The 23,214-nt window shown below is 52.0% G+C and carries 25 protein-coding genes and 1 tRNA gene; 18 read left to right on the top strand and 8 right to left on the bottom strand.

Going from position 1 to position 23,214, the window contains the following annotated elements; genetic code table 11:
* The first annotated feature begins 220 nt into the window (after nt 1-220).
* The 7 genes from galP (at nt 221) to ruvX (ending at nt 5,921) form a co-directional block, all read left to right on the top strand.
* Nucleotides 221-1,615 (top strand): galactose/proton symporter, encoded by a 1,395-nt coding sequence (gene galP, locus NNO02_RS14170; protein WP_137382622.1) that lies wholly within the window; start codon nt 221-223, stop codon nt 1,613-1,615.
* A gap of 77 nt (nt 1,616-1,692) precedes the next feature.
* Entirely contained in the window at nt 1,693-2,190 is a 498-nt protein-coding gene (locus NNO02_RS14165) for a SprT family zinc-dependent metalloprotease (RefSeq protein ID WP_271455078.1), read from the top strand.
* Nucleotides 2,191-2,284: 94 nt separating this feature from the next.
* Entirely contained in the window at nt 2,285-2,992 is a 708-nt protein-coding gene (gene endA, locus NNO02_RS14160; protein WP_271455077.1) for a deoxyribonuclease I, read from the top strand.
* Between the two features lie 74 nt (nt 2,993-3,066).
* The gene (gene rsmE, locus NNO02_RS14155) at nt 3,067-3,798 is read left to right on the top strand and encodes a 16S rRNA (uracil(1498)-N(3))-methyltransferase (RefSeq protein ID WP_262798187.1); all 732 of its coding nucleotides are present in this window, start codon (nt 3,067-3,069) and stop codon (nt 3,796-3,798) included.
* A gap of 19 nt (nt 3,799-3,817) precedes the next feature.
* A complete protein-coding gene (gene gshB / locus NNO02_RS14150) occupies nt 3,818-4,765 on the top strand; it encodes a glutathione synthase (protein WP_271455076.1) in 948 nt (315 codons plus the stop codon).
* 176 nt (nt 4,766-4,941) lie between these two features.
* Entirely contained in the window at nt 4,942-5,505 is a 564-nt protein-coding gene (locus tag NNO02_RS14145) for a YqgE/AlgH family protein (protein WP_170974365.1), read from the top strand.
* On the top strand, nt 5,505-5,921 hold the full coding sequence (ruvX, locus tag NNO02_RS14140) for a Holliday junction resolvase RuvX (protein WP_182269195.1): 417 nt from the start codon (nt 5,505-5,507) through the stop codon (nt 5,919-5,921). The genes NNO02_RS14145 and ruvX overlap by 1 nt, the downstream gene beginning before the upstream one ends.
* Here the strand turns inward: ruvX and NNO02_RS14135 are convergent.
* Nucleotides 5,918-6,898, bottom strand: a complete 981-nt coding sequence (locus NNO02_RS14135; RefSeq protein ID WP_271455075.1) for a type IV pilus twitching motility protein PilT — start codon at nt 6,896-6,898, stop codon at nt 5,918-5,920. The two genes, ruvX and NNO02_RS14135, sit on opposite strands and share 4 nt — an antisense overlap.
* Nucleotides 6,899-6,915: 17 nt before the next feature.
* On the opposite strand from NNO02_RS14135, the gene NNO02_RS14130 reads away from it, so the two are divergent.
* Genes NNO02_RS14130 through hemW form a run of 5 tightly spaced genes read left to right on the top strand, consistent with a single transcriptional unit; the run spans nt 6,916 to nt 10,222 of the window.
* Nucleotides 6,916-7,620 carry a YggS family pyridoxal phosphate-dependent enzyme gene (locus NNO02_RS14130; RefSeq protein ID WP_271441196.1) on the top strand — a complete coding sequence of 235 codons (705 nt, stop codon included), beginning with the start codon at nt 6,916-6,918 and terminating at the stop codon, nt 7,618-7,620.
* Between the two features lie 18 nt (nt 7,621-7,638).
* Nucleotides 7,639-8,205, top strand: coding sequence for a YggT family protein (locus tag NNO02_RS14125; protein ID WP_003825417.1), 567 nt, complete (start codon nt 7,639-7,641; stop codon nt 8,203-8,205).
* Nucleotides 8,202-8,492 carry a DUF167 family protein YggU gene (gene yggU, locus NNO02_RS14120; protein ID WP_202037792.1) on the top strand — a complete coding sequence of 97 codons (291 nt, stop codon included), beginning with the start codon at nt 8,202-8,204 and terminating at the stop codon, nt 8,490-8,492. The genes NNO02_RS14125 and yggU overlap by 4 nt, the downstream gene beginning before the upstream one ends.
* A 7-nt stretch (nt 8,493-8,499) precedes the next feature.
* Nucleotides 8,500-9,093, top strand: a complete 594-nt coding sequence (locus NNO02_RS14115; protein ID WP_271455074.1) for an XTP/dITP diphosphatase — start codon at nt 8,500-8,502, stop codon at nt 9,091-9,093.
* Complete coding sequence (hemW, locus tag NNO02_RS14110) at nt 9,086-10,222, top strand: radical SAM family heme chaperone HemW (protein ID WP_271455073.1); 1,137 nt, start codon at nt 9,086-9,088, stop codon at nt 10,220-10,222. Before NNO02_RS14115 ends, hemW begins: the two co-directional genes overlap by 8 nt.
* A 118-nt stretch (nt 10,223-10,340) precedes the next feature.
* Here hemW and ansB read toward each other — a convergent pair whose 3' ends face one another.
* From ansB to trmB, 4 genes are all read right to left on the bottom strand, one after another.
* Nucleotides 10,341-11,387: an L-asparaginase 2 gene (gene ansB / locus NNO02_RS14105; RefSeq protein WP_040232083.1), complete on the bottom strand. Its 1,047-nt coding sequence runs from the start codon at nt 11,385-11,387 to the stop codon at nt 10,341-10,343.
* 189 nt (nt 11,388-11,576) lie between these two features.
* On the bottom strand, nt 11,577-12,296 hold the full coding sequence (locus tag NNO02_RS14100) for a DUF2884 domain-containing protein (RefSeq protein WP_271455072.1): 720 nt from the start codon (nt 12,294-12,296) through the stop codon (nt 11,577-11,579).
* Between the two features lie 49 nt (nt 12,297-12,345).
* On the bottom strand, nt 12,346-12,672 hold the full coding sequence (locus tag NNO02_RS14095; RefSeq protein WP_198905818.1) for a YggL family protein: 327 nt from the start codon (nt 12,670-12,672) through the stop codon (nt 12,346-12,348).
* The gene (gene trmB / locus NNO02_RS14090; RefSeq protein WP_271455071.1) at nt 12,672-13,391 is read right to left on the bottom strand and encodes a tRNA (guanosine(46)-N7)-methyltransferase TrmB; all 720 of its coding nucleotides are present in this window, start codon (nt 13,389-13,391) and stop codon (nt 12,672-12,674) included. Before trmB ends, NNO02_RS14095 begins: the two co-directional genes overlap by 1 nt.
* 160 nt (nt 13,392-13,551) lie before the next feature.
* Between trmB and mutY the strand changes: the two genes are divergently transcribed.
* The 4 genes from mutY (at nt 13,552) to NNO02_RS14070 (ending at nt 17,541) form a co-directional block, all read left to right on the top strand.
* Nucleotides 13,552-14,604, top strand: a complete 1,053-nt coding sequence (mutY, locus tag NNO02_RS14085) for an A/G-specific adenine glycosylase (protein ID WP_271455070.1) — start codon at nt 13,552-13,554, stop codon at nt 14,602-14,604.
* Between the two features lie 28 nt (nt 14,605-14,632).
* Complete coding sequence (locus NNO02_RS14080; protein ID WP_003027126.1) at nt 14,633-14,902, top strand: oxidative damage protection protein; 270 nt, start codon at nt 14,633-14,635, stop codon at nt 14,900-14,902.
* Between the two features lie 86 nt (nt 14,903-14,988).
* On the top strand, nt 14,989-16,074 hold the full coding sequence (mltC, locus tag NNO02_RS14075; RefSeq protein WP_137382608.1) for a membrane-bound lytic murein transglycosylase MltC: 1,086 nt from the start codon (nt 14,989-14,991) through the stop codon (nt 16,072-16,074).
* Nucleotides 16,075-16,284: 210 nt separating this feature from the next.
* Nucleotides 16,285-17,541, top strand: a complete 1,257-nt coding sequence (locus NNO02_RS14070) for a nucleoside permease (RefSeq protein WP_137382607.1) — start codon at nt 16,285-16,287, stop codon at nt 17,539-17,541.
* Nucleotides 17,542-17,598: 57 nt separating this feature from the next.
* Here the strand turns inward: NNO02_RS14070 and NNO02_RS14065 are convergent, their stop codons facing one another.
* The gene (locus NNO02_RS14065; RefSeq protein ID WP_271455069.1) at nt 17,599-19,734 is read right to left on the bottom strand and encodes an ornithine decarboxylase; all 2,136 of its coding nucleotides are present in this window, start codon (nt 19,732-19,734) and stop codon (nt 17,599-17,601) included.
* Between the two features lie 458 nt (nt 19,735-20,192).
* Here NNO02_RS14065 and NNO02_RS14060 point away from each other — a divergent pair, with 458 nt between their 5' ends.
* Together NNO02_RS14060 and NNO02_RS14055 are read left to right on the top strand one after the other, a co-directional pair.
* Nucleotides 20,193-20,900, top strand: coding sequence for a DUF554 domain-containing protein (locus NNO02_RS14060; protein ID WP_271450375.1), 708 nt, complete (start codon nt 20,193-20,195; stop codon nt 20,898-20,900).
* A 105-nt stretch (nt 20,901-21,005) separates the two neighbouring features.
* Nucleotides 21,006-21,081, top strand: a tRNA-Phe gene (locus tag NNO02_RS14055).
* Between the two features lie 74 nt (nt 21,082-21,155).
* Here the strand turns inward: NNO02_RS14055 and NNO02_RS14050 are convergent.
* Nucleotides 21,156-22,517, bottom strand: coding sequence for a VasL domain-containing protein (locus NNO02_RS14050; protein ID WP_271455068.1), 1,362 nt, complete (start codon nt 22,515-22,517; stop codon nt 21,156-21,158).
* Nucleotides 22,518-22,647: 130 nt separating this feature from the next.
* Nucleotides 22,648-23,214 (bottom strand): hypothetical protein (locus tag NNO02_RS14045; RefSeq protein WP_333908931.1); only part of this gene is annotated, 567 nt, incomplete at its 5' end.

The following is a 23,214-nucleotide window of genomic DNA, read 5'->3' as shown; positions in this document are numbered from 1 at the left end:
GGCTGCATCACTGTTACATCGCCTTTCAGGATTGTCTTAATTCCAGGCAATCAGCCATATTTAATCGCATTATAAAATGTTAACTTTCAAATAGTTAACTAATAAGCGTGATGAATGTTAGTGTAACCGATTACACTAATGTGATGTGATTCGCATTTTTTTACCCCGTACTCACCTACCCTTAACATCAACAAAACTAGTTACCCAACCGGAGGGCATCATGCCTGACTATAAAAAAGCGGGGCGTTCCAACAAAGCCATGACATTCTTTGTCTGCTTCCTTGCAGCCCTGGCAGGATTACTTTTTGGCCTGGATATCGGTGTTATTGCGGGTGCTTTACCTTTCATCACCGATGAGTTCCAAATTACTGCACACACTCAGGAATGGGTGGTGAGCTCCATGATGTTTGGTGCAGCTGTCGGCGCTGTCGGTAGCGGCTGGCTCTCCTTCAAACTGGGTCGTAAAAAAAGCCTGATGATCGGCGCCATCCTGTTTGTTGCCGGTTCGCTGTTCTCCGCCGCGGCGCCAAACGTGGAAGTACTGCTGGTTTCTCGCGTACTGCTGGGTCTGGCAGTTGGCGTTGCGTCTTATACCGCACCGCTTTATCTGTCCGAAATCGCGCCGGAAAAAATTCGCGGCAGCATGATCTCCATGTATCAGTTGATGATCACCATCGGGATCCTTGGTGCCTATCTGTCCGATACCGCGTTTAGCTACAGCGGCGCATGGCGCTGGATGCTGGGCGTGATCATCATCCCGGCGTTGTTACTGCTGGTTGGCGTTATCTTCCTGCCAGACAGCCCACGCTGGTTCGCGGCTAAACGTCGCTTTGTCGATGCCGAGCGCGTCCTGTTGCGCCTGCGTGATACCAGTGCAGAAGCTAAGCGCGAGCTGGATGAGATTCGTGAAAGCCTGCAGGTAAAACAGAGTGGCTGGGCGCTGTTTAAAGAAAACAGCAACTTCCGTCGCGCGGTGTTCCTGGGCGTACTGTTACAGGTGATGCAGCAGTTCACCGGGATGAACGTCATCATGTACTACGCTCCAAAAATCTTTGAACTGGCGGGTTATACCAATACCACTGAACAGATGTGGGGGACCGTTATTGTCGGTCTGACTAACGTGCTGGCAACCTTTATCGCCATTGGCCTGGTTGACCGTTGGGGACGTAAACCTACACTGATCCTCGGCTTTATCGTCATGGCCGTCGGTATGGGCGTACTGGGCACGATGATGCACGTAGGCATTCACTCGGCAGCCGCTCAATACTTCGCGGTGCTGATGCTGCTGATGTTTATTGTTGGCTTCGCCATGAGCGCCGGTCCGCTGATTTGGGTGCTGTGCTCTGAAATTCAGCCGCTGAAAGGCCGCGATTTCGGTATCACCTGCTCTACCGCAACCAACTGGATTGCCAACATGATTGTCGGCGCAACCTTCCTGACGATGCTGAATTCGCTGGGCAGCGCCAACACCTTCTGGGTCTACGGTGGCCTGAACGTACTGTTCATCTTCCTGACCCTGTGGCTGATTCCGGAAACCAAAAACGTCTCTTTGGAACACATCGAACGTAACCTGATGAAAGGTCGTAAACTGCGCGAAATTGGCGCGCACGATTAATCATCTTATTGCTTCCTCCCGCCGGGAGGAAGCCTTCTTCTTGCAGTCCCTTCCCTGTCGCACTATCCTCTGGCGTTATGAAAACCACCCGTCTTCCCATCGCTATCCAGCAAGCCGTTATGCGCAGCCTGCGGGAAAAACTCGCACAGGCCAATCTTAAGCTCGAGCGTAATTACCCGGAACCTAAGCTGGTGTATCAACAGCGCGGCACCGCTGCAGGCACCGCGTGGTTACAAACCTACGAAATCCGCCTCAATCCGGTACTGCTGATGGAGAATGTCGACGCGTTCGTGAATGAGGTAGTTCCACATGAACTGGCGCATTTGCTGGTGTGGAAGCACTTTGGCCGCGTACCGCCACACGGCAAAGAATGGAAATGGATGATGGAGAGCGTGCTGGGCGTTCCAGCCCGACGCACGCATCAGTTTGAACTGCAATCCATACAACGCAAGACCTTTACCTACCGCTGTAAGTGCCAGGAACACCAGCTGACGGTCCGCCGCCATAACCGCGTTGTACGCGGTGAAGCCACCTACCGCTGCGTCCACTGCGGTGAGCCGCTGATTGCAGAATAATCATCAGAATTATCAGGAACTTTTCTGATCTAACTGATTGCATACAAGAACAACTTTCGCTACGTTGCGGGCTCGTTTTGACACGGAGTTCGTGATGTACCGTAATCTTTCTTTTGCAGCGGCCCTGTTAGCCGCTGCGTTTTCAGGCCCGGTTTTAGCCGAAGGCATCAACAGTTTTTCTCAGGCAAAAGCAGCAGGCGTCAAAGTTAACGCCGATGCGCCGGGCGACTTCTACTGTGGTTGTAAAATTAACTGGCAAGGTAAAAAAGGGGTCGTTGACCTTGAATCCTGCGGCTATAAAGTGCGAAAAAACGAAAACCGCGCCAGTCGAATTGAGTGGGAGCACGTGGTTCCTGCCTGGCAATTTGGCCATCAGCGCCAGTGCTGGCAGGATGGTGGACGTAAAAACTGCGCCAAAGATCCGGTCTATCGCAAGATGGAAAGCGATATGCATAACCTGCAGCCTGCGGTGGGGGAAGTCAATGGCGATCGCGCAAACTTCATGTACAGCCAGTGGAACGGTGGCGAAGGTCAGTATGGACAGTGCGCCATGAAGGTTGATTTCAAAGAGAAAGTTGCCGAGCCGCCAGCCCGCGCCCGCGGTGCTATCGCACGCACCTATTTTTACATGCGCGATCGGTACGACCTGACGCTCTCCCGCCAACAAACCCAGCTTTTTAATGCCTGGAACAAGCAATATCCGGTCACCGACTGGGAGTGTGAACGTGATGAGCGTATTGCAAAGGTACAGGGGAACCATAACCCCTATGTGCAACGCGCTTGCCAGGCGCAAAAGAGCTAACCTACACTAGCGGCAATATTTTAAACCATGCCCTGGCCTTTAATAGCTCAGGGCCATGACGCGGATGTTTAACTATGCGCATTCCTCGTATTTACCACCCTGAGCCACTCAATTCCGGCAGCCAAATTTCACTGTGTGAAGATGCCGCCAACCATATCGGTCGCGTGCTGCGTATGGGACCGGGCCAGGCGCTACAGCTGTTTGACGGCAGCAACCAGGTATTTGACGCCGAAATCACCCACGCCAGCAAAAAAAGCGTGGACGTGAAGGTGCTGAACGCCGAACTCGACGATCGTGAATCACCGTTGCATATCCATCTTGGACAAGTCATGTCACGTGGCGAAAAAATGGAATTCACTATCCAGAAATCGATCGAACTGGGTGTAAGCCTCATTACGCCACTTTTTTCTGAGCGCTGCGGCGTTAAACTGGACAGTGAACGCCTGAACAAGAAACTCCAGCAGTGGCAGAAAATTGCCATTGCCGCCTGCGAACAATGCGGTCGTAACCGGGTACCTGAAATTCGCCCGGCAATGGATCTGGAAGCATGGTGCGCCGAACAAGACGAAGGGTTGAAGTTGAACCTGCACCCACGCGCCAGCGCCAGCATTAATACACTGCCGCTACCCGTAGAGCGTATCCGCTTGCTGATTGGCCCGGAGGGTGGGCTGTCGGCAGATGAAATTGCCATGACCGCACGTTATCAGTTTACTGATATCCTGTTAGGACCTCGCGTTCTGCGTACAGAGACAACTGCGCTCACCGCCATTACCGCGCTTCAGGTGCGTTTTGGCGATCTGGGCTAAGGCATAAACGGAGAAGAACATGATTAAGCTCGGCATCGTGATGGATCCCATCACAAGCATCAACATCAAGAAAGATTCCAGTTTTGCTATGCTGCTGGAAGCACAACGTCGTGGTTATGAACTTCACTATATGGAGATGGCCGATCTTTATCTGATCAACGGGGAAGCCCGCGCCCGTACGCGTACTCTGAGCGTCGAGCAGAACTACGACAAATGGTATGAGTTCAACAACGAACAGGATCTCCCGCTGGCAGATCTGGACGTCATCCTGATGCGTAAGGATCCCCCGTTTGATACTGAGTTCATCTACGCAACCTACATTCTGGAACGTGCAGAAGAACAAGGGACGCTGATCGTTAACAAGCCGCAGAGTCTGCGTGATTGCAACGAAAAGCTGTTCACCGCCTGGTTCGCCGACCTGACACCGGAAACGCTGGTCACGCGTAACAAGGCACAGCTGAAAGCCTTCTGGCAAAAGCACAACGATATTATTCTTAAACCGCTGGATGGTATGGGCGGCGCATCTATCTTCCGTGTGAAGGAAGGCGATCCGAACCTCGGCGTGATTGCTGAAACGCTGACCGAGCACGGTACCCGCTACTGCATGGCGCAGAACTATCTGCCAGCAATTAAAGACGGCGACAAACGTGTCCTGGTAGTCGATGGCGAACCTGTACCGTATTGCCTGGCGCGCATTCCGCAGGGTGGAGAAACCCGAGGCAACCTGGCTGCCGGTGGTCGTGGCGAACCGCGCCCATTAACCGACAGTGACTGGGAAATTGCCCGTCGCATTGGACCAACCCTGAAAGCCAAAGGTCTGATCTTTGTCGGCCTGGATATCATTGGCGATCGCCTGACTGAAATTAACGTCACCAGCCCAACCTGTATTCGTGAAATCGAAGCAGAGTTCCCGGTCTCTATTACCGGAATGCTGATGGATGCCATTGAGGCTCGTCTACAGAAATAAATACGTTGCCGGATGGCGACGCCCTCGCGTCTTATCCGGCCTGGAATTGCACCCCGTAGGCCGGATAAGGCGCACCCTTCATCCGGCAACGCTATTTTCAGAGGGTGACATCTTCTCGCTTTGCCCACATACTGGGCGCTGTTGCTTTTTTGAACCAGGAAACAGAACCTCTGACAATGAATTTACAGCATCACTTTCTTATTGCCATGCCTGCTCTCCAGGATCCTATTTTCCGCCGCGCTGTGGTGTACATCTGTGAACATAATGAGAACGGTGCGATGGGGATTATCGTCAATAAGCCCCTGGAAAACTTACAGATTGAAGGGATTCTGGAAAAGCTGAAGATCACGCCTGAAGGACGCGATCCGTCCATCCGTCTGGATAAAGCAGTGATGCTCGGCGGCCCGTTGGCGGAAGACCGCGGATTTATTCTGCATACCCCGCCCGCCCGTTTTGCATCCAGTATCTTAATTTCCGATAACACCATCATCACGACATCCCGCGATGTTTTAGAAACCTTAGGTACCCAGGAACAACCGTCCGAAGTGCTGGTCGCATTAGGTTATTCATCCTGGGAAAAAGGCCAGCTTGAACAAGAACTGTTGGATAACGCCTGGCTCACCGCCCCCGCCGATCTCAACATCTTGTTTAAAACACCGATCGCCGATCGCTGGCGCGATGCTGCAAAACTTATCGGCATAGATATTTTGACCATGCCTGGCGTGGCGGGACATGCATAATGAGTGAAACGTTACTCTCGTTTGATTTTGGAACCAAAAGCATTGGCGTGGCGATTGGCCAACGTATTACCGGCACAGCCAGACCCCTACCTGCTATCAAAGCTCAGGACGGTACGCCGGACTGGAATTTGATTGAACGCCTGCTAAAAGAGTGGCAACCAGATGAAATCATCGTCGGCCTGCCGCTCAATATGGATGGTACTGAGCAACCCCTGACCGCACGCGCGCGCAAATTCGCCAACCGTATTCATGGTCGTTTCGGTGTCACCGTTACATTGCATGACGAACGGCTGAGTACCGTCGAAGCCCGCTCCGGCCTGTTTGAGCAGGGTGGATACCGTGCGCTGAATAAAGGCAAAGTAGACTCCGCGTCTGCCGTTGTGATCCTCGAAAGCTATTTCGAACAGGGCTACTAAAGCCGCCCCTGCGCCTGTCGCAGCTGCAGACTTTGTGCAAATGTCTGCATACCTGATTGTTGCCCGGTTTGTATCACGCCGGGTAGCTGATGGTTCTTCCCTTCGCGGATCAGGTTGCCAACGGCGGGTGTGTTAACGAGCAACTCAAATAACGCCACCCGTCCGCCCTGCTTATCTTCTTCCAGTTTTTGTGAAAGCACTGCCCGCAGGCTATCCGCCAGTTGATTACGCACGGGATCTTTCTCTGATGCCGCAAAAGTGTCTACCAGCCGCGCAATGGCTTGTGCAGCCCCACGCGTGTGTAGCGTTGCCAGCACCAGATGCCCCGTCTCCGCCGCCGTTAACGCCAGCCGGATGGTTTCAACGTCGCGCAGCTCGCCCAGCAAAATGACGTCGGGATCTTCACGTAGCGCGCCGCGCAAGCCGGCGGCAAAAGAAGCACAGTGTGCGCCCACCTCCCGTTGTTGAATAAGACAGCGCTGGCTGGTGTAGCGATATTCAATCGGGTCTTCCAGCGTCAGAATATGCCCCCCAACATGTTGATTAAGGTGCTCCACCATCGCAGCCAACGTGGTCGATTTGCCGCTACCGGTAGCTCCTGTAACCAGAATTAACCCATTTTCACTGTGCAGCAGGTCAGGTATAGCCTCGGGAGCCTGGAGATCGTCTAAACGAGGACAATCAAGCGGTAGCAATCTTAGCGCCAGCGACGTTCCCTGTTGATGAACAAAAGCGCTGGCGCGTAAACGCCGGGAATCTGCCAGCGCAATAGCAAAATCAATTTGCCCCTGCTCACGCCACTGTACCTGCTGTTGGTCGTTGAGCCAGTACATCAGCAGCGTCTCTACGTCCGGCGTAGTAAATGGCGCGATTTCCACCTTTCCCCGTATGCGCCAACGCGCAGGCCATGCATTGCACAGGTGTAGATCCGACACGTTATGCTTTACACTAAGGGCCACTATTTCTTCCATATTCACATGAACATCCTCGGAAAATGAACGATATCGCGCATAACCTGGCACATGTCCGGGACAAAATCTCAGCCGCCGCGACGCGTTGCGGGCGGTCTTCAGAAGAAGTTACGTTGCTTGCAGTCAGTAAAACCAAACCTGCGAGCGCCATCGAAGAAGCCATCGTCGCCGGGCAGCACGCCTTTGGCGAAAACTATGTTCAGGAAGGCGTGGATAAGATCCGCTACTTCAAAGAAAACGGTATTGAAGGTCTGCAGTGGCACTTTATCGGCCCGCTGCAGTCCAACAAAAGCCGTCTGGTGGCTGAACATTTTGACTGGTGTCATACAATCGACCGCCTGCGTATCGCGGCTCGCCTGAGCGAACAACGCCCGGCCGATCTGCCACCGCTGAATGTACTGATTCAGATAAATATCAGCGATGAGAATAGCAAGTCAGGTATTCCGCTGGCTGAGCTTGATGCGCTGGCCGCCGACGTCGCCGCGCTACCACGTATAACCCTACGTGGGCTGATGGCGATCCCGGCGCCAGAGTCAGATTATGTAAGGCAGTTTGAAGTTGCACAGCAAATGGCTGTAGCATTTGCCGGGTTGAAAACGCGCTACCCAGATATCGACACCCTCTCACTGGGGATGTCTGATGATATGGATGCCGCCATCGCGGCGGGTAGCACGATGGTGCGCATTGGCACTGCCATTTTTGGTGCTCGTGATTACACAAAAAATTAAGGAAAACTAAGGAACACCATGAATACGTTGACCTTCCTGCTCTCAACGGTAATTGAGCTGTATACCATGGCGCTGCTATTGCGCGTGTGGATGCAGTGGTCTCGCTGCGATTTTTACAACCCGTTCTCACAGTTTATTGTGAAAATCACCCAGCCCATTATTGGGCCATTACGCCGCATTATTCCACCGATGGGGCCAATTGACAGCGCATCAGCATTAGTTGCGCTCGTTCTCAGCTTTATCAAAGCCATCGTGCTGTTTAAGGTGGTCACGTTCCAGCCAATCATCTGGATCGCCGCGGTGTTGATCGTCCTGAAAACCATTGGATTGCTGATTTTCTGGGTTCTTTTAGTGATGGCAATCATGAGCTGGGTCAGTCAGGGTCGCAGCCCTGTGGAATACGTACTGATTCAACTGGCAGATCCGCTGCTGCGCCCTATCCGTCGCATACTTCCAGGCATGGGCGGGATCGATTTCTCGCCAATGATTCTGGTTCTGCTGCTCTATGTCATTAACATGGGGATCGCAGAGGTATTACAGGCGACAGGCAACATGCTGCTGCCGGGGCTGTGGATGGCGCTATGAGTGCCGTTACACCCTGCGACGACGGTCTGGTTTTACGGCTCTACATTCAGCCTAAAGCCAGCCGTGACAGTATTGTGGGTTTACATGGCGACGAGCTAAAAGTCGCCATTACCGCCCCACCGGTTGATGGACAAGCGAACAGCCATCTGGTGAAGTTTCTCGGTAAACAGTTCCGCGTAGCAAAAAGCCAGATCGTCATTGAGAAGGGCGAGCTTGGCCGTCATAAACAGGTTAAAATCATTCATCCGCAACAGATCCCGCCAGCAATAGCGGCGCTAACTGATTAGGTATCCCATGCAAAAAGTTGTCCTCGCGACCGGCAATGCCGGTAAAGTGCGTGAACTCGCCTCTCTTCTGAGCGATTTCGGCCTTGATGTCGTTGCCCAAACGGATCTGGGCGTTGATTCCGCTGAAGAAACCGGCCTGACATTTATTGAAAATGCCATTCTGAAAGCGCGCCATGCAGCGCAAATCACCGGGTTTCCTGCTATTGCCGATGATTCCGGTCTGGCGGTAGACGTGCTGGGCGGCGCGCCAGGTATCTATTCAGCACGCTATTCTGGTGAAGATGCGACTGACAGACAGAACCTGGAAAAGTTGCTGCATACTTTGCAGGATGTGCCCGACGAGAAGCGCCAGGCGCAATTCCACTGCGTACTGGTTTATATGCGCCACGCAGATGATCCGACCCCTATTGTTTGCCACGGAAGCTGGCCTGGCGTAATCACCCGCGAACCTGCCGGTACCGGTGGTTTTGGCTACGATCCTATCTTCTTTGTGCCGTCTGAAGGGAAAACCGCGGCAGAACTGACCCGTGAGGAGAAAAGTGCGATCTCCCACCGCGGACAGGCGCTGAAGCTGCTGTTGGATGTCCTGCGTAATGGTTAAGCGTCCACCGCTAAGTCTGTATATTCACATCCCGTGGTGCGTACAGAAATGCCCCTACTGTGATTTCAACTCGCATGCGTTGAAGGGCGAAGTCCCACATGACGACTACGTGCAACATCTGCTGAGCGATCTGGATACCGAGGTTACACACGCTCAGGGACGTGAAATAAAGACGATCTTTATTGGTGGCGGTACGCCGAGCCTGCTCTCTGGTCCGGCGATGCAAACGCTGCTGGACGGCGTGCGTGCACGCCTGAATCTGGCGGCAGATGCAGAAATCACGATGGAAGCGAATCCCGGAACTGTTGAAGCCGATCGCTTTGTCGATTATCAACGCGCCGGGGTCAACCGGATATCTATTGGTGTACAGAGCTTTAGCTCCGCCAAGCTTGAACGTCTGGGACGTATCCACGGACCGGAAGAAGCCAAACGTGCCGCGCACCTGGCGAGTGGTCTGGGGCTACGTAGCTTTAACCTTGATCTGATGCACGGTCTGCCGGATCAAACGCTGGAAGAGGCGCTGGGCGATTTGCAGCAAGCTATCGCGCTGAATCCACCGCATCTCTCCTGGTATCAACTGACTATTGAACCCAACACGCTGTTCGGCTCTCGTCCACCCGTATTACCAGACGATGACGCGCTGTGGGATATTTTTGAACAAGGCCACCAGTTGCTGACCGCTGCCGGATATCAGCAGTATGAGACCTCAGCTTATGCAAAGCCGGGCTATCAATGTCAGCACAACCTGAACTACTGGCGCTTTGGTGACTATCTTGGCATTGGCTGCGGCGCACACGGTAAAGTCACATTCCCGGACGGGCGGATCCTGCGCACCACCAAAACGCGGCATCCACGCGGTTATATGCAAGGACGCTACTTAGAAAGTCAGCGTGATGTCGCTGAGGCCGATAAGCCGTTCGAGTTCTTTATGAATCGTTTCCGGTTACTGGAAGCCGCACCACGCGCTGAATTCACGCAATACACCGGGCTTAGCGAAGAAGTTATTCGTCAACAGATTGAAGAGGCTATCGCGCAGGGCTATTTGAGCGAGTGCGATGAGTACTGGCAGATTACCCAGCACGGTAAGCTGTTTTTGAATTCGCTGCTGGAGCTGTTTCTGGCGGAGTAATACGGTAACGATATAGTGAACGTAGGCCTGATAAGCGTAGCGCCATCAGGCAATTTTCCGGATGGCGGCTGCGCCTTATCCGGCCTACGAAAGGCCAGGGCACAGCCACCTTCAGCTATTAATACTGATTAAACATTTCCTGAATCTGCTTAGGATCTTTGGTTTCAGTCAATGCCAGCTGCAGCAGAACACGCGCTTTTTGCGGGTTCAGCGAGCCTGAAGCCACAAATCCGTATTTCGCATCATCCACTTCTGCATCCTGGGTAGTTGCACCCGTCGGTACACGGGATGAACGTACGACTACCGTACCTTTATGCGCGGCAGTTGCCAGCGTATCAAAAATGGTTTTATACAGGTTGCCGTTACCTACACCCGCACTGACGATCCCGGCGTAACCGGCATCAACCAGCGCTTTTGCCGGCAGATCGGAAGCATTCGCGTAGTTGTAAACAATCCCCACTTTCGGCAGCTCGGTCAGCTTAGAAACATCAAACGGAGTCGATGTGGTGTGCTTACGCGCAGGCGTACGCTGGTAGTCGATTTTTCCGTTATGGATATAACCCAGCGGGCCATAGTTAACGGATTTGAAGGTAGCGACATCGGTGGTATTGGTTTTGGTCACGTCGCGACCATCCATAACGGTGTCGTTCATCACCACCAGCACACCGCGGTTGGCGGAGGCTTTATCTGCGGCAGTTACCACTGCGTTATACAGGTTGAACGGGCCATCGGCGCTCATACCCGTAGACGGACGCATTGCGCCGACCAGTACCACCGGCTTGTTGCACTTCACGGTCAGGTCGAGGAAATAGGCGGTTTCTTCCATGGTATCCGTACCATGAGTAACCACAAATCCGTCAGTCTTATCGCACTCAGTGTTGATCTTCTTCGCCAGTGTTAACCAGACTTCGTCATTCATATCCTGGGAGCCGATATTCACTACCTGCTCACCTTTCACGACCGCAATGTCTTTCAGCTGGGGCACTGCATCTACCAGGTTTTCTACACCAACTTTACCCGCCGTGTAGTTAGATTTTGTCGCGGAATCACCGCCACCAGCAATCGTCCCGCCAGTCGCTAAAATGGTGATATTGGGTAATGCCAGCGCTGCACCGCTGAAACCCATAACCAATGCTGCCAGTGCCGTTTTTCTGAAAAACTCCATGTTATTTCTCCAGTTACTTGAATTTGCTGCATTATGTCCATCCCACAGATGAATAATGTGACGCAATCCAATTAACCAGATTTATATTTCCATGAAATTGTTATTCTTAGAGATGGATATCAAAAAAGAAGATAAACACAAAATAAAACGGCACAGAAATGTTTCTATGCCGTTAAAAAGAGGTGAATATTATTTCAGAGTGCTAACCAGGGATTTACGGTTATCTTCCAGCATCACGACGCGTGCGCAAACATCTTTGCCAAACTGCTGGAAGTCTTGTTCCTGATTCTTCCACTCATTCTGAATTGACGTTTGCAAACCGCCCAGACTACCGAGCACGCCCTGCAGTGGATTACCACCGCCTTTGAGCACGGCTTTCGCTCCCATCTCGTTGATGCTGTCCTGCAAAATACCGCCCATCGCCTGATTGACCAGTTGTTGACCATCAGCACGCACCTGATCGATTGCCTTATAATGGAAGGTCAGACCGTCTGTACGGTGTTCGATGATGCGGTTCATCTGCTCTTTCAATTGCGTATCCAGCTTGGTTAAGCGGCCGCGCATGTTGCTGCTTTCACCCACTTCTTTGGCGATGATTTTATCCAGTGCCACACGACCTTTCTCTACGCGCGCTCTGGCACCTTCGTCAATCCACGGCAGGCTGCTACGCAACGCCGCCTGATAATCTTTGGCCTGCTCACGCTGTGCGGCGTTCAGGTTGTACTGTTTACCGTTAAAGGTGACATCGCCGGCCTGGGTAATAATCAGGTCGCCGTTCTCGCCCTTCACCTGCACCGCTTGTGGGCTCAAAATCACATCGTCACGCGGGGTGACGCTGCACTGGTAATCTGCATGTGCGGCCATCGCCGTGAACGTTAGGACTGCCGCCAGCAGCGTTTTGCGCATCATATCTTTCCCTCAATACAAATCGGGCCGGCATTTGCCGACCCTTTGCTACTTAGTCCCACCAAATATCGAAAAGTTCGCTGGTGCGCACTTCTTCGAGTTTGTGCTCTTCCAGCCACTTACGCACGATTGCCTGATGCTCTTCAGTGCATTTGCCGATTTCCTGCAGGCAGATCAGACCTTCCCAGGCCAGATAGCCGCTGCCGTCAAAAGCCAGCTTGTTCGGCTCAATCACTTCATCAATAAAGTCATCAACGATTTTATCGACCTGCTCGCCCGATGTACCTTCCGGGAAACGCCATGCAACCGAAAATCCGACTTCCTGGAATTCGTCGATGTGCATTTTTTTACGCAGACGACGGCTACGGTTCTTTGCCATTATTTCACCCTCTCGAACATTAAGTCCCATACGCCGTGGCCAAGACGATGACCACGTTGTTCAAATTTGGTTACCGGGCGCGATTGTGGGCGCGGTACATAATCGTTACTCTCTGACTGATTTTTATATCCGTCAATGGAGGACATCACTTCAAGCATGTGTTCCGCATAAGCTTCCCAGTCGGTTGCCATGTGGAAAACGCCGCCAGGCTTCAGTTTGCTCAAAATGTGTTCAGCAAACGGCACCTGAACGATACGGCGTTTATTATGACGTGCTTTATGCCATGGGTCAGGGAAAAACAGCTGAACCATAGATAAAGAATTGTCAGGAATCATTTTATGCAGGACTTCAACGGCATCATGGCACATTACGCGCAGGTTCTCGACGCCCTCTTCATGGGCTGATGCCAGACACGCGCCAACGCCCGGAGAATGAACTTCAATACCAAGGAAATTTTGTTCCGGACGCGCTTTCGCCATCGCTACCAGCGAAGCGCCCATACCAAAACCAATTTCCAGCGTCACTGGCGCATCGCGACCGAACAGCGTTGTGAAATCCACGGGCTCTTCGCTGAACTCAACGCCCATCACCGGCCAGTAGTTTTCCAGCGCGTGTTCCTGCCCTTTCGTCAGTCGCCCCTGGCGACGAACAAAACTACGAATCCGGCGCAAAGGGCGGCCGTTTTCATCAAATTCCGGTGAAATGACGTCGTTCTTCATAAAAGTTTAGTCTGCTGTGTTTGAGTTCCGAAAACGGGCATTATCCAAAGTTAGTTGCCGGATGCAAGTAAAGGAAGAAAGTGAGCAGCGGAAAGTTCCGGTTTACACCCTGTTGCCTCTGTGCTGCAATCTTGCCCCCGGCAATAATGAAACGGTAATCATGCAAGCGTCTCAATTTTCAGCTCAGGTGTTGAGCTGGTACGACAAATACGGGCGGAAAACGTTGCCCTGGCAAATTGACAAGACGCCTTACAAAGTATGGCTCTCAGAAGTCATGCTGCAACAAACCCAGGTTGCGACCGTTATCCCTTATTATGAGCGTTTTATGGCGCGCTTCCCAACGGTTACGGATTTAGCCCATGCACCGCTGGATGAAGTGTTGCATTTATGGACCGGCCTTGGCTATTACGCCCGTGCCCGAAATCTGCATAAGGCCGCGCAGCAGGTGGTCACCCTGCATGGTGGAGTATTTCCACAGACCTTTGATGAAGTGGCTGCGTTGCCAGGCGTTGGACGTTCAACGGCAGGCGCGATCCTTTCGCTTTCTCTGGGTCAGCATTTTCCGATTCTCGACGGCAACGTTAAACGCGTGCTGGCTCGCTGTTATGCTGTCAGCGGCTGGCCTGGTAAGAAAGAGGTCGAGAAGAAACTGTGGGAACTGAGCGAGCAAGTCACACCTGCCCGCGGCGTTGAGCGTTTCAACCAGGCAATGATGGACTTAGGGGCAATGGTCTGCACGCGCTCAAAACCTAAGTGCTCCCTGTGCCCGTTAGAAAATGGCTGTGTGGCGACCGCCAATGCAAGCTGGGCACAATACCCCGGTAAAAAGCCCAAACAGACGTTACCCGAACGGACGGGCTATTTTTTACTGATGCAACATGATGATGAGGTGCTGCTCGCGCAGCGCCCACCCAGCGGCTTATGGGGGGGATTATACTGTTTTCCGCAGTTTGACGATGAAGATGGGCTTCGTCAGTGGCTGGCGCAACGACAAATTAACGCAGATAATCTGACCCAACTTAATGCGTTTCGCCATACTTTTAGCCATTTCCATTTAGATATTGTGCCTATGTGGCTTCGCGTGTCCTCATTCACCACATGCATGGATGAAGGCAACGCGCTCTGGTATAACTTAGCGCAACCGCCGTCAGTCGGCCTGGCGGCTCCCGTGGAGCGTTTGTTACAGCAATTACGCGCCGGTACGCAGATTTAACGTATCGGTCGATAGAGAGGATTTTTTAATGAGCAGAACAATTTTTTGCACTTTCCTGCAACGCGAAGCCGAAGGCCAGGATTTTCAGCTGTACCCGGGCGACCTGGGAAAACGCATTTATAACGAGATTTCTAAAGAAGCGTGGGCGCAGTGGCAGCATAAACAAACCATGCTGATTAACGAGAAAAAGCTCAATATGATGAACGTCGAGCACCGCAAACTGCTGGAGCAGGAAATGATCAACTTCCTGTTTGAAGGCAAAGATGTGCATATTGAAGGCTATACACCAGAGTCATAAGAACCGTTGCCGGATGGCGCTGCGCTTATCCGGCCTACGATTTAATCTGGTCCTTGCCAATAACAAACACAACACGCACTCCCGGAATGATGAAAAAATTTCTCGCGCTTGCCGTTATTGCGCCGTTGCTCATCTCTTGTTCCAGTTCGACCAAAAAAGGCGATTCCTATAATGAAGCCTGGGTCAAGGATACCAACGGTTTTGATATTCTGATGGGGCAGTTTGCCCATAACATTGAGAATCTGTGGGGGTTTAAGGAAGTGCTGATTGCGGGTCCGAAGGACTACGTGAAGTATACCGATCAGTATCAAACCCGCAGCCATATCAACTTCGATGACGGTACAATCACCGTCGAGACCATTGCCGGGACAGATCCCGCCGGACACCTGCGTCGGGCGATCATCAAGACATTGCTGATGGGCGATGATCCGGGATCTATCGATCTCTATTCCGATGTCGATGACATCAAAATTTCCAAAGAACCGTTCCTCTACGGGCAGGTGGTTGATAATACCGGCCAACCGATTCGCTGGGAGGGACGTGCCACTAACTTTGCCAACTATCTGCTACAAACGCGCCTGAAGAGCCGCAGCAACGGGCTGCGTATCATCTATAGCGTGACCATTAATCTGGTGCCAAACCATCTTGATAAGCGTGCGCATAAGTACGTTGGTATGGTGCGTCAGGCATCACGGAAGTATGGCGTTGATGAGTCACTGATTCTGGCTATCATGCAGACCGAATCCTCTTTTAACCCTTATGCGGTCAGCCATGCTGATGCGCTGGGACTCATGCAGGTAGTCCAACATAGCGCCGGGAAAGATGTGTTCCGTTCTCAGGGGCGCTCAGGTACGCCAAGCCGCAGCTTCCTGTTCGACCCAGCCAGCAACATTGATACGGGTACGGCCTATCTGGCGATGCTCAACAACGTCTATCTGGGCGGTATTGATAATCCAACCTCGCGTCGTTATGCGGTCATCACCGCCTATAACGGCGGCGCGGGAAGCGTGCTGCGCGTTTTCTCTAACGATAAAATTCAGGCCGCGAATATTATCAATAGCATGTCACCTGGTGACGTTTACCAAACTCTGACCACGCGACATCCCTCTGCAGAATCACGTCGCTATCTTTACAAGGTCAATTCCGCACAGAAAACCTATCGACGTCGATAATCCCCTCCTCCTCTGCCCGCTCATTCCCGCGGCAGAGGAGGAAAAAGTGTTAACTCCGTCACTATTTTGCTTTGCAATTAGAAATTGTTTGCAAATATTTGTCACAGCTAACAAAAAAAGAGTGTCTCTCATTGATAGAATCACATCATATTGCAACGGCAAATGTGCCTTTTAAAACATCCATCCGCATTACGGTGTGAGGAAATTAACATGAATCTTAAGCTGCAGCTGAAAGTTCTCTCGTTTCTGCAGTTCTGCCTGTGGGGTAGTTGGCTGACAACCCTCGGCTCCTATATGTTTGTCACCCTTAAATTCGACGGTGCATCCATCGGCGCAGTGTATAGCTCGCTGGGGATTGCCGCCGTGTTTATGCCTACCCTGTTAGGGATCGTGGCTGACAAATGGATCAGTGCAAAATGGGTTTATGCGCTTTGCCACCTGGTCGGTGCAGGAACGCTGTTCGCCGCAGCCGAAGTGACCACGCCTGGGGCAATGTTCTTTGTGATTTTGCTTAACTCGCTGGCCTATATGCCAACATTGGGGTTAATCAACACCATCTCTTACTATCGCTTGCAGTCTGCCGGGATGGATATTGTCACCGACTTCCCACCAATCCGTATCTGGGGCACCATCGGCTTTATTCTGGCCATGTGGGCAGTCAGCTTCTCTGGCTTTGAACTGAGCCATATGCAGCTTTATATCGGCGCAACATTATCCGTCGTATTGGTCCTGTTCACCCTGACGCTGCCACACATTCCGGTTGCCAATCAGCAGAAAAATCAGAGCTGGACATCAATGCTTGGCCTGGATGCCTTCGCGCTGTTTAAAAACAAGCGTATGGCCATTTTCTTCATCTTCTCAATGATGCTGGGCGCAGAATTGCAGATTACCAATATGTTCGGTAATACCTTCCTGCACAGCTTCGATAACAACCCGCTGTTCTCTGGTAGCTTTATCGTTGAGCACGCGTCGGTGATGATGTCTATTTCCCAGATCTCTGAAACCCTGTTTATCCTGACCATCCCGTTCTTCTTAAGCCGTTACGGTATCAAGAACGTTATGCTTATCAGTATTGTGGCGTGGATGTTGCGCTTCGGTCTGTTTGCTTACGGCGATCCGACTCCGTTCGGTACCGTGCTGCTGGTTCTGTCGATGATTGTTTACGGTTGTGCCTTCGACTTCTTCAACATCTCGGGCTCCGTGTTTGTAGAGAAAGAGGTACGTCCTGAAATCCGCGCCAGTGCACAGGGTATGTTCCTGATGATGACCAACGGCTTCGGTTGTATTCTGGGTGGGCTGGTGAGCGGTAAAGTGGTTGAGTACTACACGCTGAATGGTATCACTGACTGGCAGACGGTGTGGCTGATCTTCGCTGGCTACTCACTGGTTCTGGCCTTCGCTTTCGTGGCACTGTTTAAATATAAACACGTACGCGTTCCGACTGGCACGCAGACTATCGCACATTAATCTTTATTGATGAAAAAAGGTCACCTAATGGTGACCTTTTTTTTGGCCAGATGGCGCTTACTTCACGACATAGCCATACAGACGCTTAATACCGTCCGCATCAGTCTCACTGTAAACGCCCTGCAACTCCGGCGAAAAGCCCGGCAGCAGGTTCACACCCTCTTCCAGCGCCAGAAAATAACGCTGTACCGCCCCGCCCCATACTTCACCTGGCACCACGCACAACACACCAGGAGGATAAGGCAATGCTCCCTCAGCAGCTATACGGCCTTCCGCATCGCAAATGCGAACCAGTTCAACATCACCACGAATAAAAGCGCTATTGGCATCCTGCGGGTTCATCGCCACGGCAGGCAGGCTCGCCTGACGGAACATGGCCTTTTGCAGATCCTTCACATCAAAGCTGACGTACAGTGAATGCATCTCCTGACACAGTTCACGCAACGTGTAGTCCCGGTAACGTACCGGATACTTATTGAAGATTGTCGGCAACACGTCAGCCAGCGGCGTATCATCTTCAATATGCTGTTCAAACTGCGCCAACATAGCTACCAGCTGTGCCATTTTTTCTGCGCTTTCTGCCGGAGTGAGCAGGAACAGAATCGAGTTCAGATCGCACTTCTCCGGCACGATGCCATTTTCACGCAGGTAGTGCGCCAGAATCGTTGCCGGGATGCCGAACGCCGTGTATTTCCCGGTTTGTGCATCAATGCCGGGGGTGGTTAGCAGCAACTTGCAGGGATCGACAAAATACTGGTCACGCGCATAACCGGAAAAGCCATGCCATTTTTCGCCAGGTTCAAAGCTAAAGAAGCGACGCTCACTGGCAATCACCGCCGTCGGATAGGTTTCCCACGGTTTACCATCAACCACTGGGGGAATAAACGGCTGAATCATCTTACAGCGGGTAAGTATCGCTTTACGGGCCTCAATTCCCAACGCTACGCACTCCGCCCATAACCGACGTCCACTTTCGCCTTCATGGATTTTGGCATTCACATCTAACGCCGCAAACAACGGATAAAAAGGGCTGGTGGAAGCATGCAGCATAAACGCGTTGTTCAGGCGCTTATGCGGACAGAAACGCGCCTGACCACGAATATGGTTATCCTTTTTGTGGATCTGCGAAGTTTGCGAGAATCCGGCCTGCTGTTTATGCACCGACTGGGTAACGAAGATCCCCGGATCGTTAGCATTCAGCTCCAACAGCAGCGGTGAGCCATCAGCCATCATCGGGATAAATTGCTCGTAGCCAACCCATGCGGAATCAAACAGGATGTAATCACACAGGCTACCGATCTTATCGATCACCTGGCGGGCGTTGTAGATTGTCCCGTCATAGGTTCCAAGCTGGATAATCGCCAGGCGGAACGGACGCGGCTGGTCAGCCTTTTGCGGTGCGACTTCACGGATTTGCTGGCGCAGATACGCCTCATCAAAGCAGTGTTCATCAATGCCGCCAATAAAGCCAAACGGATTACGCGCCGCTTCCAGATAAACCGGTGTCGCCCCCGCCTGGATCAGCGCACCGTGGTGGTTCGACTTATGGTTGTTACGGTCAAAAAGCACCAGATCGCCACGCGTCAGCAGCGCATTGGTCACCACTTTATTTGCTGCAGAGGTCCCGTTCAGCACAAAATAGGTTTTATCGGCGTGGAAGACTTTAGCCGCAAACTTTTGTGCATGCTTCGCGGACCCCTCATGAATCAGCAGATCGCCGAGCTTAACGTCAGCATTGCACATATCCGCGCGAAACAGGTTCTCGCCAAAGAATTCATAGAAATGACGACCCGCAGGGTGCTTCTTAAAAAACTCGCCATGCTGGTGTCCAGGGCAGGCAAAGGTACTGTTCCCCATTTCAACATACTGCGTCAGCGTGTCATAGAAAGGTGGCAGCAGATCTTCCTCATACCGACAGGCGGCAGACTCCAGTTCCAGCCAGTCCTGCGCATTGCCGCAGATAACCGCCTCAACGTCGGCGGGTACATCCACGTTGATCTCTGAAAATATAAACACCGGTAAGTGAAACCCGGTGCGTTTTAGCAAAGCCAGGATCCCGCTGCGGCTGTCCGCAACGGTAATGACGACTGCCGCGACGTCAGTAAAATCGGTACTGTCCAGCGTCACCACCTTGCGATGAGTAGACAGACGAGAAACCAGTTCACCACTGGCGGCAATATTCATTGATTTCATAAGCGCAAAAACCCGTATCGGGAGAATCAAAAGTCCCGGGCAAAGCCGCATTGCTATGCCCCACGAAATGACAGGTCAAACTGGTCACCAGCCCCGACCGCCAGACATCAGTAAAAGCAGATAGCCTCTGATTTTACTGTTATCCTGCAGTGAGCGTGCGCTGCCGTCACCGCATGGTGAGAGAATAAAGAGATGTCGCAGGAAGGGGCAAACGTCGCGCAGAAAGGTGATGTAAGGGTAATAATAACATCCCAGGCAGCCCCATTCAGACAGGAGAAAATTCGCGCAATCATGGCAGCTTTCACTATCAGGCGCAAGATAAAATCCAGTGCATAGACCTCACAGATAAACAAGCATTCTATCGAATATTAGCGTCATAATAATGCATTCTGAAAACATAATTATACCCAACTCATTTCATTTAATATCAAGATGATAATGGATATGCAGGAGCGAATGTGGTAATCGGACCCTTTATCAATGCCAGCGCCATTTTACTCGGTGGCGTTCTTGGTGCGCTGCTCAGTCAGCATTTACCAGAACGAATTCGGGTCTCTATGACCTCTATTTTCGGGCTGGCCTCGTTAGGCATCGGTATCTTACTGGTCATCAAGTGCGCCAATTTGCCGGTGATGGTGCTGGCAACGCTGGTCGGCGCGCTGATCGGCGAGTTCTGTCATCTGGAAAAAGGCATTAATACCGCGGTCGCCAAAGCACAGAAGCTTTTCACCAAATCGGATGTCAATGCAACACACGAATCTTTCATCCAAAGCTACGTGGCTATCATCGTGCTGTTTTGCGCCAGCGGAACCGGGATCTTCGGGGCGATACATGAAGGGATGACCGGCGATCCTAATATTTTAATCGCGAAGTCATTTCTCGATTTCTTCACCGCTATTATCTTCGCCTGCTCGCTAGGAATCGCCGTATCTGCCATTTTCATACCAATGCTGGCAATCCAGCTGACGCTCGCCACCTGCGCGGCTCTGATTTTACCGCTGACAACCCCAGCCATGATGGCCGATTTCAGCGCGGTAGGCGGACTGCTGTTGCTGGCGACGGGTCTACGTATTTGCGGAATCAAAATGTTTGCGGTGGTGAATATGCTTCCCGCCCTGCTACTGGCAATGCCGCTTTCCGCAGCATGGACTGCCTTTTTTGCCTGAGAATGCGTGCAATACCAGCAATGTGGTGATAGATTGTGCAGTCTGCATTGATTTGAAGAAATTTCGTTGACGAAACGAGGTGAATCGGGTTTAATGCGCCTCGTTGCCCGGATAGCTCAGTCGGTAGAGCAGGGGATTGAAAATCCCCGTGTCCTTGGTTCGATTCCGAGTCCGGGCACCACATTTAAAGAAACCAGCCTACGGGCTGGTTTTTTGCTTTTGGAGAAACGTGATTTACTAGCGGACTTTGCTCGATTATTTGCCGCCAGAGACTCCTCCTCCGTTGTTAATTTCATTATGATCATTTTCCCTGTCCATCAGCAAACTGTATCTAGCCAACAACTGGCGCAAATGACTGTCTATCGCCACAGCTAAGGCCTGATTGCGTGATGACTGTTGCGCGAATTGCCGTAAGTGCTCTTCTACAGGCGGTGTCTGGCTAAACAACTGTGTGATGGTAAAAACCTGCGATTTCAGTTCACTGACGGTCATATATTTACCGCGTTTTTCGTCCAGCGCATTCAACTGGTTTGCCAATTGCTGTAGTTTCATCATTCCCTGATACCAGCCATTAAGACTTTGCGGGGCAAGTGCTGTTGCTTCCTGTTGATGTCGCCACTGACTGGCAAGCTGTCTTACTTCAGCATTGTCCGGGAACAGGGCTCGCAGTTGTTGTATCAGCTGTGTTTCCTGGCGAAAAGTTGAGTCTGGCGGTAATAGAGACAAGCGTTCCAGCTGCTGTCGGGTACGGAGAGTAATCACTTCTGGTTGCAGTTTTTGCTGTCTTAATACCTGCAACTGCGCCATCGTCAACGGCTCAGGAGCCACGGCCAATGAAGTGTTCAGCTGTGAAACCAAAGGTTCAGCCCGATGACATGCCTGCCAACCCCACAGCGATGCGCCCCCCGCCACCAGCATCAGCGCCATTCCCGCCACAAACGCTTTCCAACGTACTGGAGGGGCAATATTTACCGTAGATTCTGACGGTGCGACAAAAACCCATTGATGGTAACCGTCAGGTTCGGCAACCGTATCCGCATGACGGTTAATGGAGGCAGTCAGTGTTTCGCTTGTAGATGCTGATGGCAGACCTGGTGGCACGCTGTTTTCCAGCCTTACCACCGTATTGTGTAACTGTACGCGCAGCGCTTCTGTCTGACCGAAGTCTGTCAGCTCCCGCTTTTGTAACACCTCCCCAAAATAGGAGATATGTTGCAAAGCCTGATGTAATTGCGGGAGATCGGCATAAGATAAGGTCAGCGTACGCATCATCTGCTGAAGCCGTTTACTCAGCGCACTGAGGATTTCCATTCGCGCACGGGGCGACTGCGGCCACAGCGATCCCCACTGACGGGAGATCAATACCGCCAGTATTGCCAACCCTTCGTTCAATCCCCCCACTCCAGCCAACTGCAGCCGCGTCAGAGTGTACCAGGCAGCCGTCTGCAACTCCGCGCCATTTTGCTCAAACAGAGAAAGACAGAGCTTTTCGGCATATAACCAGTCCACATCCGGGCGCGCCGGATGCGTCAGTTTACTTAGTTCATCGCGCAATGGGGTAAAATCGGGAAGGCCGCGTGGATCGCCGCCAGTCTTTAACATTCTTTGACTATTCACTCAGTGGTTCCTGAAAATCCATGCAGGTTAATTTCGTCAGATGGCAGCTAATACCGCTTCCCGGAGCAGTGCCCCTTCGCACTCAATACGCCGTATGAATAAACTCGATGAATACTGCCAAAAATAAAAGTTAATATTCACAAGCCTGCTGGGGTAAAAGAGCGGTAATCAGGCGAAAAAAGGTATCTTCGTCGAACATCTGCTGTGGCAGGGAGATGTCATTTTTCGGCGCGTACATCCAGACGCTGACGTTACCTGCCCGCCTGTATAAGCGTCCTAATACAGTAAGGTGTTCTCCGGTCTGGAGGGTTATCTCCACGCCCCCCGTCACGCCCTGACCGTACAAAAATACCGGCAGAAATTTTACAGCCTGGTTTTCATAACGCAGAACGAGGCCGGGGACATCAAAAGCCCCGCCCTCCACCAGCAGATCGGTGACAGAAACAGGTATTGTTTGCACCTCTATCCCCGTATCCACCAGCCACCCGGCCATCTGTTCCTGAAGTTGCGTCATGCGCGAGCGAAATGTGGCGATATCAGCCTGATGCTTAGTGACGGGCAAGCCGGGGAGCGTCTGTCTGGCCTGCAGTTTTTTCAGAAAGTGTGATTTTGCTGACATGATGTTATCTGGCCTTTCACGCTGGAGAGAAAAAAGAAGAGTCATATCCTGGAGGTATTCCCGAGATACTGCTGTTGC

It is taken from the genome of Citrobacter sp. Awk 2 (assembly GCF_028069815.1).
In the GTDB taxonomy this organism is placed as follows: domain Bacteria; phylum Pseudomonadota; class Gammaproteobacteria; order Enterobacterales; family Enterobacteriaceae; genus Citrobacter.
Note: the sequence above shows the minus strand (reverse complement) of the source record. Positions and strands in the feature narration are given on the sequence as shown.

What these genes read in the sequence shown, in the direction of transcription:
- galP (WP_137382622.1), top strand. Translation starts at nt 221, where the DNA reads ATGCCTGACTATAAAAAAGCGGGGCGTTCCAACAAAGCCATGACATTC.
- NNO02_RS14165 (WP_271455078.1), top strand. Translation starts at nt 1,693, where the DNA reads ATGAAAACCACCCGTCTTCCCATCGCTATCCAGCAAGCCGTTATGCGC.
- endA (WP_271455077.1), top strand. Translation starts at nt 2,285, where the DNA reads ATGTACCGTAATCTTTCTTTTGCAGCGGCCCTGTTAGCCGCTGCGTTT.
- rsmE (WP_262798187.1), top strand. Translation starts at nt 3,067, where the DNA reads ATGCGCATTCCTCGTATTTACCACCCTGAGCCACTCAATTCCGGCAGC.
- gshB (WP_271455076.1), top strand. Translation starts at nt 3,818, where the DNA reads ATGATTAAGCTCGGCATCGTGATGGATCCCATCACAAGCATCAACATC.
- NNO02_RS14145 (WP_170974365.1), top strand. Translation starts at nt 4,942, where the DNA reads ATGAATTTACAGCATCACTTTCTTATTGCCATGCCTGCTCTCCAGGAT.
- ruvX (WP_182269195.1), top strand. Translation starts at nt 5,505, where the DNA reads ATGAGTGAAACGTTACTCTCGTTTGATTTTGGAACCAAAAGCATTGGC.
- NNO02_RS14130 (WP_271441196.1), top strand. Translation starts at nt 6,916, where the DNA reads ATGAACGATATCGCGCATAACCTGGCACATGTCCGGGACAAAATCTCA.
- NNO02_RS14125 (WP_003825417.1), top strand. Translation starts at nt 7,639, where the DNA reads ATGAATACGTTGACCTTCCTGCTCTCAACGGTAATTGAGCTGTATACC.
- yggU (WP_202037792.1), top strand. Translation starts at nt 8,202, where the DNA reads ATGAGTGCCGTTACACCCTGCGACGACGGTCTGGTTTTACGGCTCTAC.
- NNO02_RS14115 (WP_271455074.1), top strand. Translation starts at nt 8,500, where the DNA reads ATGCAAAAAGTTGTCCTCGCGACCGGCAATGCCGGTAAAGTGCGTGAA.
- hemW (WP_271455073.1), top strand. Translation starts at nt 9,086, where the DNA reads ATGGTTAAGCGTCCACCGCTAAGTCTGTATATTCACATCCCGTGGTGC.
- ansB (WP_040232083.1), bottom strand. Translation starts at nt 11,387, where the DNA reads ATGGAGTTTTTCAGAAAAACGGCACTGGCAGCATTGGTTATGGGTTTC.
- NNO02_RS14100 (WP_271455072.1), bottom strand. Translation starts at nt 12,296, where the DNA reads ATGATGCGCAAAACGCTGCTGGCGGCAGTCCTAACGTTCACGGCGATG.
- NNO02_RS14095 (WP_198905818.1), bottom strand. Translation starts at nt 12,672, where the DNA reads ATGGCAAAGAACCGTAGCCGTCGTCTGCGTAAAAAAATGCACATCGAC.
- trmB (WP_271455071.1), bottom strand. Translation starts at nt 13,391, where the DNA reads ATGAAGAACGACGTCATTTCACCGGAATTTGATGAAAACGGCCGCCCT.
- mutY (WP_271455070.1), top strand. Translation starts at nt 13,552, where the DNA reads ATGCAAGCGTCTCAATTTTCAGCTCAGGTGTTGAGCTGGTACGACAAA.
- NNO02_RS14080 (WP_003027126.1), top strand. Translation starts at nt 14,633, where the DNA reads ATGAGCAGAACAATTTTTTGCACTTTCCTGCAACGCGAAGCCGAAGGC.
- mltC (WP_137382608.1), top strand. Translation starts at nt 14,989, where the DNA reads ATGATGAAAAAATTTCTCGCGCTTGCCGTTATTGCGCCGTTGCTCATC.
- NNO02_RS14070 (WP_137382607.1), top strand. Translation starts at nt 16,285, where the DNA reads ATGAATCTTAAGCTGCAGCTGAAAGTTCTCTCGTTTCTGCAGTTCTGC.
- NNO02_RS14065 (WP_271455069.1), bottom strand. Translation starts at nt 19,734, where the DNA reads ATGAAATCAATGAATATTGCCGCCAGTGGTGAACTGGTTTCTCGTCTG.